The organism is Flavobacterium sp. C3NV, from assembly GCF_046825355.2.
Taxonomy (GTDB): Bacteria; Bacteroidota; Bacteroidia; order Flavobacteriales; family Flavobacteriaceae; genus Flavobacterium.
Genome location: NZ_JBKQBJ020000008.1, coordinates 75,253 through 91,739, shown reverse-complemented (window position 1 = coordinate 91,739; position 16,487 = coordinate 75,253). Strand labels below are relative to the sequence as shown.

8 protein-coding genes are annotated in these 16,487 nt (G+C 34.3%); 3 read left to right on the top strand and 5 right to left on the bottom strand.

The annotated features are described in order from the left end of the window. Positions 1 to 4: 4 nt before the first annotated feature. The 4 genes from pdhA to porU all read right to left on the bottom strand — a co-directional run bounded on the left by pdhA (position 5) and on the right by porU (position 6,804). Positions 5 to 1,003, bottom strand: coding sequence for a pyruvate dehydrogenase (acetyl-transferring) E1 component subunit alpha (gene pdhA / locus ACIDC4_RS13285; protein WP_173969782.1), 999 nt, complete (start codon positions 1,001 to 1,003; stop codon positions 5 to 7). A gap of 158 nt (positions 1,004 to 1,161) precedes the next feature. Continuing rightward, entirely contained in the window at positions 1,162 to 1,644 is a 483-nt protein-coding gene (cdd, locus tag ACIDC4_RS13280; RefSeq protein WP_412043155.1) for a cytidine deaminase, read from the bottom strand. A gap of 77 nt (positions 1,645 to 1,721) precedes the next feature. Beyond that, positions 1,722 to 2,927, bottom strand: a complete 1,206-nt coding sequence (gene porV, locus ACIDC4_RS13275) for a type IX secretion system outer membrane channel protein PorV (RefSeq protein WP_412043156.1) — start codon at positions 2,925 to 2,927, stop codon at positions 1,722 to 1,724. 40 nt (positions 2,928 to 2,967) lie between these two features. Then, complete coding sequence (gene porU / locus ACIDC4_RS13270) at positions 2,968 to 6,804, bottom strand: type IX secretion system sortase PorU (protein ID WP_412043157.1); 3,837 nt, start codon at positions 6,802 to 6,804, stop codon at positions 2,968 to 2,970. Positions 6,805 to 7,017: 213 nt separating this feature from the next. On the opposite strand from porU, the gene gldJ reads away from it, so the two are divergent. Next, the gene (gene gldJ / locus ACIDC4_RS13265) at positions 7,018 to 8,703 is read left to right on the top strand and encodes a gliding motility lipoprotein GldJ (RefSeq protein WP_412043158.1); all 1,686 of its coding nucleotides are present in this window, start codon (positions 7,018 to 7,020) and stop codon (positions 8,701 to 8,703) included. 108 nt (positions 8,704 to 8,811) lie between these two features. Next, positions 8,812 to 10,098, top strand: coding sequence for a UDP-N-acetylmuramoyl-tripeptide--D-alanyl-D-alanine ligase (locus ACIDC4_RS13260; RefSeq protein ID WP_412043159.1), 1,287 nt, complete (start codon positions 8,812 to 8,814; stop codon positions 10,096 to 10,098). 39 nt (positions 10,099 to 10,137) lie between these two features. Here the strand turns inward: ACIDC4_RS13260 and ACIDC4_RS13255 are convergent, their stop codons facing one another. Next, complete coding sequence (locus ACIDC4_RS13255) at positions 10,138 to 13,008, bottom strand: triple tyrosine motif-containing protein (protein WP_412043160.1); 2,871 nt, start codon at positions 13,006 to 13,008, stop codon at positions 10,138 to 10,140. 345 nt (positions 13,009 to 13,353) lie between these two features. Here ACIDC4_RS13255 and ACIDC4_RS13250 point away from each other — a divergent pair, with 345 nt between their 5' ends. Continuing rightward, complete coding sequence (locus tag ACIDC4_RS13250; RefSeq protein ID WP_412043161.1) at positions 13,354 to 16,482, top strand: SusC/RagA family TonB-linked outer membrane protein; 3,129 nt, start codon at positions 13,354 to 13,356, stop codon at positions 16,480 to 16,482. Positions 16,483 to 16,487 lie beyond the last annotated feature (5 nt).

Sequence of the window (16,487 nt, the reverse complement as noted above, 5' to 3'; positions counted from 1 at the left end):
TATATTATAGTTTATGAGGTGTGAATGGATAGTCTTCTTGTGCGTATACTACATCGTATAATTGTTCTAATTCAGGATATGGAGATTCTTCAGCGAATTTCACACATTCTTCAACCAGATCTTTTACTCTTTGGTCAATTACTTCAATTTCTTCTTCTGTAGCATACTTTTGATCCATAATTACATCTAAAACCTGAGTAATAGGATCAATTTTTTTGTATTCTTCAACCTCTTCTTTAGAACGGTACAATTGTGCATCAGACATAGAGTGTCCTCTGTAACGGTATGTTTTCATTTCAAGGAAAGTTGGTCCGTCACCACGACGAGCTCTGTCGATAGCTTCTGTCATTGCTTCAGCAACTTTTACAGGATTCATTCCGTCAACTGGTCCGCAAGGCATTTCGTATCCTAAACCAAGTTTCCAGATATCAGTGTGGTTTGCAGTTCTTTCAACAGAAGTTCCCATTGCATAACCGTTGTTTTCAACGATAAATACAACTGGCAATTTCCATAGCATAGCCATGTTGAAAGCTTCATGCAATGAACCTTGTCTAGCAGCACCATCACCAAAATAGGTCATAGTTACTCCGCCAGTTTCAAAATATTTATCAGCAAAAGCTAAACCAGCTCCTACCGGGATTTGTCCACCTACGATTCCGTGTCCTCCGTAAAAACGGTGCTCTTTAGAGAAAATGTGCATAGAACCTCCCATACCTTTAGAAGTTCCTGTTGCTTTTCCTAAAAGTTCAGCCATTACTCGTCTAGGATCAACTCCCATACCAATTGGCTGTACGTGGTTTCTGTAAGCAGTAATCATTTTATCTTTAGTCAGGTCCATAGCGTGCAAGGCACCTGCTAGTACAGCTTCCTGACCATTATATAGGTGTAAAAAACCTCTAACTTTTTGTTGAATGTATAATGCTGCAAGTTTGTCTTCAAACTTTCTCCAAAGTAGCATGTCTTCGTACCACTTTAAATATACTTCTTTTGTAACTTCTTTCATCTGAATTCTTTCTTTTGCTAAAGTTTGTTTGTGTTATCAATTGTTGCCTATAACGCAAAATAGTTTCCTCCCACAAATTTGCGCCCGAAAGGTCGGGATGCAAAAATAAGACATTCCTATTAAGAAGTAAAATTTAAACGTGACTTTTTGGCTTTTTTTTACAAGAACTTTTTATCAAACATAAAAGGAAGCAAATTTTTAAGGGATGCTGATTTGTAAACTTCGCCAATTTCGCCCATAAAATAGATTTCTATAGGGGTATCTTGCTTGATTTCATATTCGGCAATAGATTGGCGGCAAGAACCACACGGCGGAATTGGTGCTGTAGTCTGATTCGTGTCTGAAGCTGCTGTAATGGCTATTTTTAGGATTTTGGCATCAGGATACATACTTCCGGCATAAAAAATGGCAACTCTTTCTGCGCATAATCCAGATGGATAAGCTGCATTTTCCTGATTAGAACCTAAAACTATTTTTCCGTTATCTAATAATAATGCGGCGCCAACTCTAAATTGTGAATAAGGTGCATAGGCTTTTTTTCGAATTTCAATTGCCTGACTCATTAACTCCTGTGTGTCTTTTGAAAGTTCTTCTAATGAGTTGTAAATGGTAAATGATGATGTAATGCTTATTTCTTTCATTCTTTTTATGGGAAAAAAAATCCAAATCTCTAAAAAGTAGAAATTTGGATTGTTATTATTTTTATTGTTTTATTCGTTTAGTACACTTCGTATTTGTCGCCAAAGTTAAAGGTTAAAGAAAAGCGAAGTGTGTTTTCTAAAGGATTTTTAATTTTAGATGCCGAAAATAAGTAAGAAACGTCAAGTTTTACTACATTATATTTGAAACCTGCTCCTAAAGAGAAAAACTGAACGCCTCCTTTTTGCGGGCTTTGGTGATAATATCCTGCTCTCATCGAAAAAGCATCCTGATATGTATATTCTCCTGCAACACTATAAGTGATCTCTTTTAGTTCTTCGCTAAAACCACCCGGAGCATCTCCAAATGATTTAAAAATTCCCGAAACCCAACCTATGTCATTATAGTTTTTGTAATTGGTAGCATTTGCCTGTTCCTGAGAAATTTCTCCCGGATCATTGTAATCTCCATCTCCGTTTAGATCTACCGGAGTTCCTGGTCCCGGAGGAGTAGGTACTAAAAGTTTGGTAAATTCGACACTTAGTCCAACTTTGTTATATTCGTCCAGAATAAAATCAAAACCACCACCAACTCTTAAATTTGCCGGTAAAAAGTTTGAGCTTAAGTCATCATTGTCGTAGCTTATTTTCTGACCCAGGTTTTGCATGTTGAAACCTGCTCTCCATCGTCCGTTAAAGTCAGAATAAGCAATTTCTTCAGATTGGTAAAATCCTGCAATATCAACTGCAAAAGTACTGGCTGCAGAAGCGTCTACATCTTCTGAGGCAATTTTTAGATTTGAATTGATGAATCTTGCGGCAACTGCCATCGAGAATGTTTCACTTAATTTCAGTGAATACGATCCGTCTAAGGCGAATTCGTTTGGTGATACTATTCTGGCAGCTTCACTTGGATCTCCTGTCGTTCTTAACTCAATATCTCCAAAACCAAAATAGCGAAGACTTCCTGCAAAGGCACTTCGTTCGTTGATTTTGTTGTAGTACGTAACCTGACCTAATGAAATGTCATTGGCTAAGTCTGTTAAATAAGGAGTGTAACTAATAGAGAAACCTTGCTTATCTACTGAGAAAGCATATTTTGCAGGGTTCCATTGCTGGGAGAACGCATCTGCTGATGTGGCTACACCCTGATCAGCTAAACCGGCTGCTCTGGCATCTGCTGCAACTAATAAAAATGGAACTCCCGTTGTAATAGGTCGGTTGTCCTGAGCCTGTGCTTTAAAAAGAATAAAAGAACAAATTAAAAGTAGTGATATTTTTTTCATTTAGGGACTTAATGTATTTATGATACAAATATATATATAATTATAAGATGACAAGCTTTTCATATTTTTCTGCCTTTTTATTTGTCAAATTAGATCTGACCGTAAGTTTATAAATATAAACACCTTTTCCTATCCGATCTCCAAAATCATCTCTTCCGTCCCAGGTAATTTCTCTCGATAAAAAACCTTCTGTGTTGATGACCTGGTTTTTTGTCCAGACTACTTTTCCTGTTATAGTCATTACCTGAACCTGAACGTCTAAGGGTTCGTACGGTCTGTTGTGGGAAAACCAAAACTGAGTATAGGTAGAAAAAGGATTAGGATAATTAAGAACGTGAGTTAGTGTTAATGATTCATCTCCAACAACTATAAATTGTATTTCGCTTGTCACCGGATTGTTGTAAACATCCCATGCTGTAAAGCTTATAGTGTGCATTCCAGGAGCTAAATTTCTTAAAGGGAAACGTAAATTTCCGTTAGTATAATCGTCTAATTTTGTTTGATAATAATCATTCAGAATATAGGGATTACTAACGTCTCCGTCCAGAATTGCTACAATGTCATGCCCGATTCCGCTTGCTGTATTTATTCCGTTTTCATCCTCCAGAAACGCCAGTAAAAATGGCGATTCGTTTGTAGTTCCGCCAGATACAAAAGTTTCATCGTTCATATATAACTTAACTTTTGGACTTATATTGTCCTGAGGTGCATTTTCATTTATTCCTCCTATTTTAATGGTGGTATTGTAGCCGGTTTGGTTTTCTAAAGCCTGATTTTTTTTCGAATAAAAACTAATTCGGCCATAATCAACTGGAACCCTTATGTCTCTTGGTACCACAAAGCTAAATTCGAATTGACCATTGGTTACGGATGCATTTCCTCTAAAGATTGTTTCTCCCAGTATTTTAAATGACATTGCAGGGCTATAACCATCATTATTTAGGGTTGTTGTTGTAATTAATTTATCGAAAATTGCAGTGGCTAATTCACCATTATAGCTGCTTAGAAGGTTGTTGTTTTCATCGGTAATCTCACCTGAAATTTTAATTTTTGCCAAAGATTTAAAGTCCGGAATTGATTGCGAAATCACAACATCATTTACTTTTGTTAAATTAATTCGCGGTTTAGGAACGGCTAACATTAAAGCAGGGTCACCAATATAAAAAATAACATTACTGGCTGAACTTGGGTTCTCGTTTTTAGAAATTCGGAGCGCCTCGGCAATGCTTGTATATTGATTAGATCCGTAAGAAAGCAGGTTTTTGCTAAGGCTGTCATTAAAATCTTCGGCATTAAATTGTCCTATGGCGCGAATGGTTGTCAGCATAGAAATTGCTCCTCCTTTAGGGTTCCAGAAAGTATATTCGCCTGCTGTTGGTCTTGTTGGGTCATCAAATCTTGAAAACTCACAAGTAATGGTTATAAATAAAGGATATTTATATTGATTGTTTAGATTTTGTCCGTCTGATTTTTCCCAAATACGTTCGCTTGCCAGTCCATCTTCGCCACCATGGCCTAAATAATTAAAAATTAAAGCGCCTTTTTCGAAAGCATTAAATAAATCGGTTCTGGCTTTAGGATATCTTGATCCGCCGGCAGAAGCTTCCTGAGTGTATGCATCCAAAATGATTTTGTCGACATTCAAAAAAGGTTTCTGCGTAGAAATATTGTCTGCCAGATTGTTTTGGTGAAACTGTAATGTTGCATCTGAAGTCTGGTCAGAATCATCGCTCACCATAACAATATTATTTCGCCAATTTCCGTATGATTTGACGTCATGGTATTCTAAAACTTTATTGACCATTTCGCCTGCCTGAGCATTGTCAGATACCAGCATTCTGCCAACGGCGATATCAATTCCGCCAAAAGGCGAAACCACAACTCCTTCATTATTGTCCATTAAACCATAAAAGTCATCGGATGCAAATGACGCTTCTCCGGTCGAATTGCTAATTACAGATTGATATATAGGTACAATATTATTGTTATTCGTAATTCTGTCTTTATAATCGAAAGAAGCATCTCCGAATAAATTCAGGTATTTTATTTTTTTATCTGAAGAAGATGCATTGTCGTATATGTATCTGATGCAATTTCTAATGGCTGCGATATCTTGTTTTCCTGAAGAAAATTCCTGGTAGATATTCTCTAAGGCGATTACTTTCACATTCAAATTAGAATATGTTCTGTGAAAATTAGCTAGTTTTTCGGCTTGGGAAACTAAAAATCTGGGAGTGACAATTACGTAGTCGATATCCTGAAAGCTGTTTTGAGTATTCTTAAATAATGTTCCTTTTAGGTTTTGATTGGCAATTTTTGATTGGTTTTCTTTTAAAGGAGTAAAATAATCAGCAGCATCAATTGCAATGTATTTTCTAATTTCTCCTAAGGATGCCTTGAAGCTAAAAGTTGCCTGATTGCTGGTTTCTGTTTTTGATACATTATATAGGTCTGTAATATCCCAAATTTGAGAAATTCCGGAAGCATTACTTATAGTATAATTCACTATTCCTCCGGTTGAGCCCGCTAAGTCGTATTGAAATTTAAATTGTTTGCCTGTGCCTGTTAATTTTCTTTTGGCAATTAAATTGATGTAATCCAAGTAGCCTTTTGATCCCGGAACACCATTGTTATTATAGGTAAGTTTTATTTTTATGTTTTCGGCACCGGTAAACGAAGTGTTAGAAGCTAACTTTTGAGTGTAAAATTTTAGTTCAGAATTAGAAACTAATGCCTGAAAATTGACAGTGCCAATATTTTGACCATTGGCAGCAACGGCAAATGATGTGGGGGTAAAAGCTGCCGAAGCAGTATTCAATTCTATTTTTACAGGTACTGAAGTTTCTATATTTGGAAAACTGAATTCAAATTCCTGTTCCTGATTAATGTCAAATGATTCTCCAAACCATTGGCGACCGAGATGAGCAATGTTGGTTTTGTCGATTTCATGAAATTGATAGTCGTCAAAAGTGTTTAGTTCTAAAGTGCTGTTTCCTGTTGGCTGGTTGGAGTTGGGGATGCGTTTTCCTTCGCTGCCGGCCACTGTAATATAATAGTAGGATTTTGTAGCATACAAATTAAGATTGGTTTGGCTCTCAGTGTTCCAGTTTTCGAGTCCTTCACCATAAAAAAGAATGTAATCTTCGTTGTTAAAGATGCCATCACTTTCTCCTATAATCTGTATCGCATTTTCTGTTAAATCTTCAGGGTAGTAAGTGCTATTGGCTAATGGAAGCATTTTTCCTCCGTTTCCGTAGATCTTAATTCTTCTTGGATCTACTTTTGACGGATCAAATCCAAGGCTTTGTAAAAAAGATTTCGAAATTTTATAAACGCCAGATTTTTCGATATAAAATCGGTACCAGTCTCCCGAGGCTAAAACTGAATTATAAACAGAATTTGATTTTTTAAAAGAAGATGAATTGCTGTTTCCCGATGTTGAGTTGCTTGTTGAGTAAGAAAAGGATTTCATTCGCTTGTAGCTATTGCCTTCTCTTACTATAGGTGATAATGACAGGAAAGTTTGTCTTTGATCTCTTGAAATAGTTATTTTTAACGTTTCATTTGGTTTTTCCGGGATGTTTTCGAGTGATAAGTCGCCCAGCTCAGCAATTGAAACAGATTCATAAATAACGTTGCTAATTTGTACAGAATTATTGTTTGAAGAACTGGTTTCACCCAGGTTAAGTAATAAGCTTATGCTTTTTTTAGTAGTATCGTACCTGAAACTGCCTCCTGAAAAGTAGGGAATTTTTATTTTTGATTCGCCAAAACTCATCTCTTTTTTGTTTTGCCAATCTAGCGTAAAGCTCCCATTTACCTGAGAAAATGAAAGGAACGGAATCAAAAAAAGGTATAAGATTAGGGCTTGTTTCATTACCGGATAAAACTGTTTTAAATTAAAAATATTTTAGTAAGTAAAAATATAGTATTTCATGTTATAGTAAATAATAAAAAGTATATTTTTGCGTTCGTAACTATAGGTTATTTTCTGGTAAAAAACAGCTAAATAAAATTATTAGAACAGATGTTGCTAATTAAATGTTAATTATTATATTGCAGCACCTAAATTTATCACCTAAGAATGAGTATGAAAGTAAACAAAATTGTAGTCTTGCAATTAATGATGTCAATGGTATTGATGTTGGGCACGGCTAGTTGTAGCAAAAAATCGAGTTCCAGTCACGCTTCCAGAGCAACTGGTTGGGATGTAGATAGTCAGAATGGAACTGCTGCCAGAAATGCAGGGAAAAAACAACAGGCTGGTCCTGGTTTAGTTTTTGTTGAGGGAGGTACATTTACTATGGGTAAAGTACAAGATGATGTTATGCACGATTGGAATAACACACCTACCCAACAGCACGTTCAGTCATTCTATATGGATGAAACCGAAGTTACGAATGGTATGTACTTAGAATACCTGGAGTGGTTAAAGAAAGTTTTCCCTCCAACAGAAGAAAATTACAAAAATATTTACGAAGGAGCATCTCCTGATACTTTAGTGTGGAGAAATCGTTTAGGATACAACGAAACGATGACTAATAACTACTTGAGACATCCATCTTATGCAAACTATCCTGTAGTTGGTGTTAACTGGATTCAGGCTGTTGAATTTGCTAAATGGAGAACTGACCGTGTAAACGAGGCAGTTTTAGAGAAAAATGGTTACCTTAAAAAAGGAGCTAAAACACAAGATGTTAGTGCTGAAAGTATATTCAACACAGAAGCTTATGTTGCGTCTCCAAGTACTACTTACGGTGGTAACGAAGAACTTGTTTTAAAGAAAAATCCAAACGGAAAAAGGCCTAAAGCAGGAAAAGACGGTGTAGTTCCGGAAGAAAAAAATGTGTATGCACAACGTTCTTCAGGTATCATCTTACCAGAATACAGACTACCTACAGAGGCAGAATGGGAATATGCTGCAGCAGCTGATGTTGGACAAAGAGAATACAATATATATAAAGGACAAAAGAAATATCCTTGGTCCGGAGATTATACACGTTCATCTAAACGTAAAAACAAAGGCGATCAATTGGCTAACTTTAAACAAGGAAACGGTGATTACGGTGGAATTGCAGGTTGGTCTGATGATGGAGCAGATATTACTAATGCTGTAAAAAGCTATGCGCCTAATGATTTTGGATTATACGATATGGCTGGAAACGTAGCCGAATGGGTTGCCGATGTTTACAGACCTATTATCGATAACGAAGCGAATGATTTTAACTACTTTAGAGGAAATCAATATGCTAAAAACAAAATTGGTAAAGACGGTAAAATTGAAATCATTACTAAAGATAATATTCAATACAAAACTTTAAGTAACGGTAAAAAAGTTGCAACAAACTTGCCAGGAGAAATTGCTCAGGTTCCGGTTGACGAAAATGAAACTTACCTAAGACAAAACTTCACGACAAGTGATAACATCAACTATAGAGATGGTGATAAACAATCATCTAAATATTTTGACTTTGGTGATCCTGATGGAGGAACAAAAGCTGATCAGTCAATGTATAACTCTCCTAAACATAATGTAACAACAGACAGTTTAGGTCAAATGGTTAGAAAATATGACAACTCTAGTAAACGTACTACATTAATCGATGATAACGTAAGAGTTTACAAAGGTGGTTCATGGAGAGACAGAGCATACTGGTTAGATCCGGCTCAAAGAAGATATTTCCCTCAGGATATGGCAACAGATTACATCGGATTTAGATGTGCTATGTCTAGAGTAGGTGCAAAAGCTGAAAAAAGAAAATCGCCTAGAAACTAAATTCTAGAAAATTCAATAAAAAAAATTCCAAATTCCAACTGAATTACTCAGCTTTTGGAATTTGGAATTTTTTTATTGCTTATTTTATAAATATAAATAATCCTATAAATGAATATTCAGGACATTCATAACTTGTTTTTGCAATGTAAATCGGTTTCAATTGATACAAGAAAAATTGAAAAGGATTCTATGTTTTTTGCTATCAAAGGCGAAAATTTTGATGCTAATACTTTTGCTGCAAAAGCACTAGAATTAGGAGCTTTGTTTGTTGTTGTTGACAATGTATCTTATGTTATCGATGAGAGAACAATTCTTGTCGAAAACAGCTTAGAAACCTTGCAGGAACTGGCAAAATTTCACCGCTCTTATCTAAAACTGCCTATAATAGCATTAACTGGGAGTAATGGTAAAACGACAACTAAAGAATTGATTAATGTCGTTATTGCTAAGAAATACAAAACCAAAGCTACAATAGGTAATCTAAACAATCATATTGGTGTTCCTTTGACTTTGTTGTCTTTTAATAAAGAAACAGAAATAGGTATTGTTGAAATGGGAGCCAATCACAAAAAAGAAATTGAGTTTTTATGCGAAATCGCGCAACCGGACTATGGTTATATTACCAATTTTGGGAAAGCGCATCTTGAAGGTTTTGGTGGTGTTCAGGGCGTAATTGAAGGTAAAAGCGAGATGTATCAGTATCTTGCAAAAAACGATAAACTGGTTTTTGTGAATCTTGAAGATCCTATTCAGATCGAAAGATCTGCCGGAATAAAATCATTTACTTTCGGGCTAAATAATGATACAGCCGATTTAAAAATCAAAAATATCAAAGCCAATCCTTTTGTTGTTGTAGATTACAATAATTTTAGTGTAGAGTCGCATTTAATTGGACTTTACAATGCTAATAATATTAATGCGGCTATTGCGATTGGATATTATTTTAATGTCGACGAAAAGGATATGAAACAGGCGATTGAAAACTATATACCTGAAAATAACAGATCACAATTATTAAGGATAGATTCTAATCAGATTATTCTGGATGCTTACAATGCTAATCCTAGTAGTATGGCTGTCGCGATAACTAATTTTCTACAACTGGAAAATGAGAATAAAGTGATGATTTTGGGCGATATGTTTGAGTTGGGAGACGAGAGTTCGCAAGAACATAAGTTAATTGTAGATTCTTTATTAAATCAAAATGAATCTGAGTGTTATTTGATTGGTAAGTCATTTTATGAACATAAGGTTGATAAAGATAATATTCAGTTTTTTGAGACTTTCGATGCTTTTGTAGCGTATCTTAAAACAAGACATTTTAGCGAAAATACGATTCTCGTAAAAGGATCCAGAGGAATGGCATTAGAACGCACACTGGAATATATTAAATAACAAAAAAGCCATCAGTCGCGACTGATGGCTTTTTTGTTTTTAGATACTCATTAAGAAACCAATTAGGTTTTCCTTTTTATTTAATCCAAGTTTTTTTCTTAACCTGTATCGGGCTAACTCAACTCCTCCCGTTGAAATATTCATGATCTCGGCTATTTCTTTTGTTGACATATTCATTAATAAATAAGTAGATAAATCGAGTTCTCGTGGCGAAATTGTTGGGTATTTTTCTTTTAATCTTTTCAAAAATTCAAAGTGAACGTTTTTGATGTGTTTTTCTAAGTCTTTCCAGCTTTTGTCTGTGTTTACTTCTTTTACAATACTTTTATTTAATTTACTCACTTGGAATTTTGTCGAATCGTCAAGCGCATCAACGTCAATTTCTTTAAGTTTATGAATAATTCCGTTTAGGATTTTGTTTTTCTTTACGACTTGCAAAGAGTTGTTTACTAGTTCTTTATCTTTTGCCAGGATTTTTATCTGAAGCTTATCGTTTTTAAGTTTCTCAATTTCTTTTTCAAGATCAAATTGTTCCTGTCTTATTTTGGATTCTTTTTCAAGATATAGTCTTCTTTGTTCGATAGTTTCGTAATATTTATTTTTTCGAATTTTCATTTTTACTCTGGCAGAAATCAAATATACGGCCACCATAATTAGTACAAAGTAAAACATGAAAGCCAAAAAGTGCCTGTACCACGGAGGAGATACCATAAAAGAAAGTGTCGAGGGTTCAGATTGAATCCCGTAACTGTTTCTGACTTTTACCTTCATGGTATATTCGCCTTCTCTTAAATTGGTATATTCTTTAATAGAAATTGTAGACCAATTACTCCATTTGTCATCAAATGGTTCTAATTGATAGGAGAATTCGACATTTTCAAGATTTTCATATATAGGAGATGAAAATGTAAAGCGCACATGATTTGAAGAGTATGGGATACGGATATTTTCTGTTTTATGCTGATTGTTTCCTAAAACGATCGTGTCGCCGGGAAATGAAAAACTTCTGATAAATGCTTTAGGTTTGGTTACAAAATTGTTGAGCAATTCAGAATCATAATGAGCTAAACCATCTGTTAGTCCTATAAAAATATTTTTTGAATCGATTGTGTTTACAGATAAATAACTATTTACGAGATTACCGGTTAAGTTCGAGAAAGGTGCAACAACATTTTTGTACTGATCATTTTGTTTCATTAATACTCCTAAAGATTCATTGAATGCGTACCACAAATTCGATTGTGAATCTTCGCTTAAAGCATTTATAAAAGGAATATTTTTGAATAATGCCGACAGTTTTTTGTCTTCATAAAACAAATCCTGTTCTTTTGAGAATTTATAAAAGTGATTGTTAGTTTGAAAGTAGATTTTTCCATCAATTTTTTGAAGGCTGCCAATGTTTTTATATTGTGGAGATAAATGATTTATTTTTTTAATAGAGATAAATCTGGTCAAATCATTGCTAAGCTGCATTTTGTAAATGGATTCATCTTTTTTAAGCCATAAATACGATTCATCAAGCTCAAAACTATTAGATGATTTGTCGAAACCGGCAATTTGATTTTTGAATACCAGTCCATTTCCTGTTTTTTGAAAAATAGCAAATCCGTCATAGTTAGAACCAATAAAAAATCCGGGATGATTCGGCATGCTTTTAAAACCAAAATATCCCTTAGAGTCTATAATACGCGTTACTTTTCCTCCTTGTATTGCCAGTGCTCCTCTGTTATTAGAGCAAACAAGCTCATTTTCTATGACCTGAACATTCCATGATTGGGCGGTCGTTCCTTCAACAAGTTTAAAAACATCTTCCTTAAAACTATTGTTCCAGGCATGGTAAAAAACGCCTTGGTTTGTCGCAACATATAGGTTTCCCTGATGAATTACAGAAGCATATACAGTACTAATGTCATAACTGAATCCAAAGTAAGTAAATGGAGAGCTTTCGTTTAAAAACGCTATACCGTTGTCTAATCCAAGCCATAAATTGTGCTTGTTATCAATAAATGAGGTTAGGACAGTATTGTTTTGTAATCCTTTTTTTCTGTTTACATGTTGAATTATTTTGCCATTAAAATCACAAATGATAACGCCGTCCAATACAGAGTTTAAAACAATGAAGTTTTTGTTGATTATAGCACCTCCCAGGGAGTTGTTTTTTCTAACGAAATTATTCGCTTCAGTTTCCCACGGTCTGATGGTATTGTTTTCATAAATAAATAATCCTTTCTCAAGTGTTATTATGAGTGTTTTGTCTTTTGATAAAGAATACATTCCCCATATCTCGGTATTATTGAGGACGGTCGTATTAGGAAGTGGGTATAACTTGTCATTTCGATATTCTAAAATTCCTTTTTCGACATCCTGAAAATAAAGTTTATTATTTACTACAAATGAAAATTGAAATCTTTTAGGAGCTTTTATGATGGATAGTTTTCCGTTTTTTAGAATATAGGCCCGTGCGAAAGATTGAAAAATAGTTTCATTGTTTAGAGAGTGAATTTTCCAGATAAAATCAATGATTTTGATTTTGTTCTTATCCACCATTTTAGACAGCGAAGTGTATTCTAGTTTTCCTTTATTATCAGGTTTAAAAAACCCAAATTCATTATATCCTCCAACAAAGATTTTTCCTGAATTATCAATTTTTAAACATCGAACAGAAGTTAGATTCGGTAGTGGATATTTTCGCCATGAAGATCCGTCGAATTGTAAAAGACCATTATTATTGGCAAAATATAAATTTCCGTTTTTATCCTGACCAATATTCCAGTTTTGCGTTCCTCCTTTATATTCATTTCGCTTGTAATTTCTTACGTCCGGAAGCCCAATACTTTTAACTTGCCCGAAAATTGTAATTGAGAATAATGTAAAAAAAGTAATAATAAAATATGATTTTATCAATTGCATGTGTTTTTGGTTTTTTTAAATTTTTTATTGGTTAAGTGTTTCTTTTGTAGCGGTTTATGTTTGTTTGTTCTCTACTATCACGATGTAGGAAGCTCTTTTTTTTATAAAAATAAGCATTATCATACTAGTGTAGTGTTTATTTTTACAATTAACATTTTCATAACATCTTAAATTTTATTTTTAATTTATTGATAATTAATAATTTATATAAAATTTGATGTGTTTTTGTAATGTAATAAAATTTGATTTGATGTGTTTTTGTAGTGAAAATTAGTTGCGAGTAGTGAAAAATTAACATTATTATTGCATCAAATTACTAATTAATTAACCAAAATTTTTAGAAAAATGAAATTAACAAAATTACTTATTTTTTGTGTTTCGTCTTTGTTATTCTCGGTTATAGCTGTGGCCCAGGATGTCACAGTAAGTGGAATAATAAATGATGAAAGTGGAATGCCAGTTCCAGGCGCAACTATTGTATTAAAAGGTACTACAAAGTCGACTGCATCTGATTTTGATGGAAAATTCCAGATACAAGCACCTTCAAACGGTGTTTTGACGATTACTTTTATAGGTTATACTACAGTAACAGAAGCTGTAAATGGAAGAACAAAGGTTTCAATTCAATTAAAACCAGAATCACAATCACTTAACGAAGTTGTAGTTGTAGGATATGGTACTCAAAAGAAATCAGTTGTAACGGGAGCTATCTCTAGTGTAAAAGCTGCTGATTTAGAAGATTTACCTCTTACAAGAGTTGAGCAAGCTTTACAAGGTAGGGTTTCAGGAGTTACCATTGCAGCAAATGCTGGACAGCCAGGATCAGCTTCGACAATCCGTGTTAGGGGTATTACTTCGTTTGGAAACAACGAACCTTTGTGGGTTGTTGATGGAGTTATCGTTGATTCAGGCGGAATTGGTTACTTAAATCAATCTGATATTGCGTCGATGGAGGTTTTAAAAGATGCTGCATCACAGGCAATTTATGGTGCCAGAGCAGCAGCAGGGGTTATCCTTATTACTACTAAAAAAGGAAAATCTGGTAAAATGAGTGTAAACTATAATGGCTACACCGGTTTTTCTAAAGCAGCCAGAAAATTAGATTTATTGAACGCTACTGAATATGCTACAATAATGAATGAAAGATATGCAAATGGATACACAGTAGATCCTCAAAAACCATTTCAACTTCCCTATCAGAATCCATCATCATATGGAATTGGAACTGACTGGCAAAAAGTTATTTTTAATGACAGTGCTCAAAAAACGGGACATGAACTAAGTTTGTCAGGAGGAAATGATGTATCTACTTATTATGTTTCTTTCGGATTGTTAGATCAAGAAGGTATTGTTGCTACTCCAATATCAAATTACAATAGAAAAAACATTCGTTTAAACTCGACACATAAAATTGTAAAAGGATTAACTTTTGGTCAAACTTTAGGATATTCTCACGAAAAAAATGTTGGGATAGGGAATACAAATAATGAATATGGTGGGCCGCTAAGTTCGGCAATCAATTTAGATCCACTTACACCGGCGGTAGTTACCGATCCAGCTGTTGCAAATTCAGCTCCATATAGTACTCAGGCTGGTATTTTGAGAGATGCAAACGGAAATCCGTATGGAATTTCTAGTGCTGTAAGTCAGGAAATGAGTAATCCTTTGGCATATATTCAAACGAGATTAGGAAATTATGGCTGGTCTGACAATTTTGTTGGAAATGCTTATATAGAAGTTGAAGCAATTAAGGGGTTGAAATTTAGAAGTACACTAGGAGGTAAATTAGCGTATTGGGGTGCAGAAAGTTTTACGCCAGTATCCTATTTAAACTCTGCAACTATAAATGCGGTTAATAATTTAACTAGAAATACCAACAAAGGTTTTGGATGGAATATTGAAAATACAGTTTCTTATGCAAAACAAATAGGAGATCATAATTTTTCAATTTTACTTGGACAAGGTGCATATGTAGACAATATCACGTCTGGTTCTACAGTAACTTATAATGACATACCTTTTACTAATTTTGACGATGCAACATTTCCTAATGGTCATCCAAAGGAGAAAATTACTGCTTCGGCATATAATGGTTATGAGCATAAAGTAACATCACTATTCGCGAGAGTAAATTATGATTATAAAGAAAAATATTTATTTACAGGTATTGTTCGTCGTGATGGTTCATCTCGTTTTGGTCAAAATTATAAATACGGAACTTTTCCATCATTCTCTTTAGGATGGGTTCCAACTAAAGAAAATTTCTGGCCACAAAATAATGTAGTAACACAATTGAAGTTTAGAGGAGGTTATGGTATTACAGGTAGCGATGCAATTGGTGATTTCAAATTCTTACCAACTATTGGTTCAGGAAGAAATTACACTATAGGAAACCAAGGATCAGTTGTTGTTGGTAGTAGTCCAAATGCACCAGCAAATCCAGATTTAAAATGGGAAGAAACGAGCCAGGCAAATATAGCTTTTGATATTACATTCTTTAATGACTTTACTTTAACTTCAGATTTTTATGTCAAAAAATCTACAGGTATTTTACAGGATATTGATTTGCCTGGTCATATTGGTAGTGCAGGTAGACCTTCTGCAAATATTGCTGACATGCAGAACAAAGGTATTGATGTAGAACTTTCTTACCGTAAAAAATTAGGTCAGTTTAATCTAGGCTTAAGCGGGAATATTTCTTATTTAGAAAATGAAGTAACTAATTTAGGAAAAGGGATTCAATTTATTTCGGGAGATGCATCTTTCCAAAATATGGGTGCGGTAACCAGAACACAAGTTGGTCAGCCTTATAATTCTTTTTACGGATATAAAACACAAGGTATTTTTCAAAATCAAGCAGAAATTGCAGCTTATAGAAATGCTGCAGGAGGTTTAATTCAGCCAAATGCAAAACCGGGAGATTTTAGATGGCAGGACGCAAACGGCGATGGGACAATTACAGATGATGATAAGACCTTTATTGGAAATCCGCTTCCAAAATATACATTTGGATTTACTGTTAATTTAGATTACAAAAATTTTGATCTATTAATATTTACACAAGGTGCAGTAGGAAATCAAATTTTTCAGGGATTACGTCGTCTAGACATCAATACTGCTAACTTCCAAACTTCTGCTTTAGGTCGTTGGACTGGAGAAGGATCTACAAATTCATATCCAATTATATCTAGTGTTGATGATAATAAAAACTTTTCAAACGCTTCAGATTTTTATTTAGAAGATGGAGATTATTTGAGAATCAAAACAGTTCAATTTGGATATAATCTGCCAAGTGATGTTGTTTCAAAAGGAGGACTTTCAAAAGTGAGACTTTATTTAACCGGAGAGAATTTATTAACATTCACAAAATACAGCGGTTACGATCCAGAAATTGGTGGAGGAGTTTTTGGTATTGATAAAGGATATTATCCACAAGCTAGAACTTTAATGTTAGGGGTTAATTTACAATTTTAAAATTA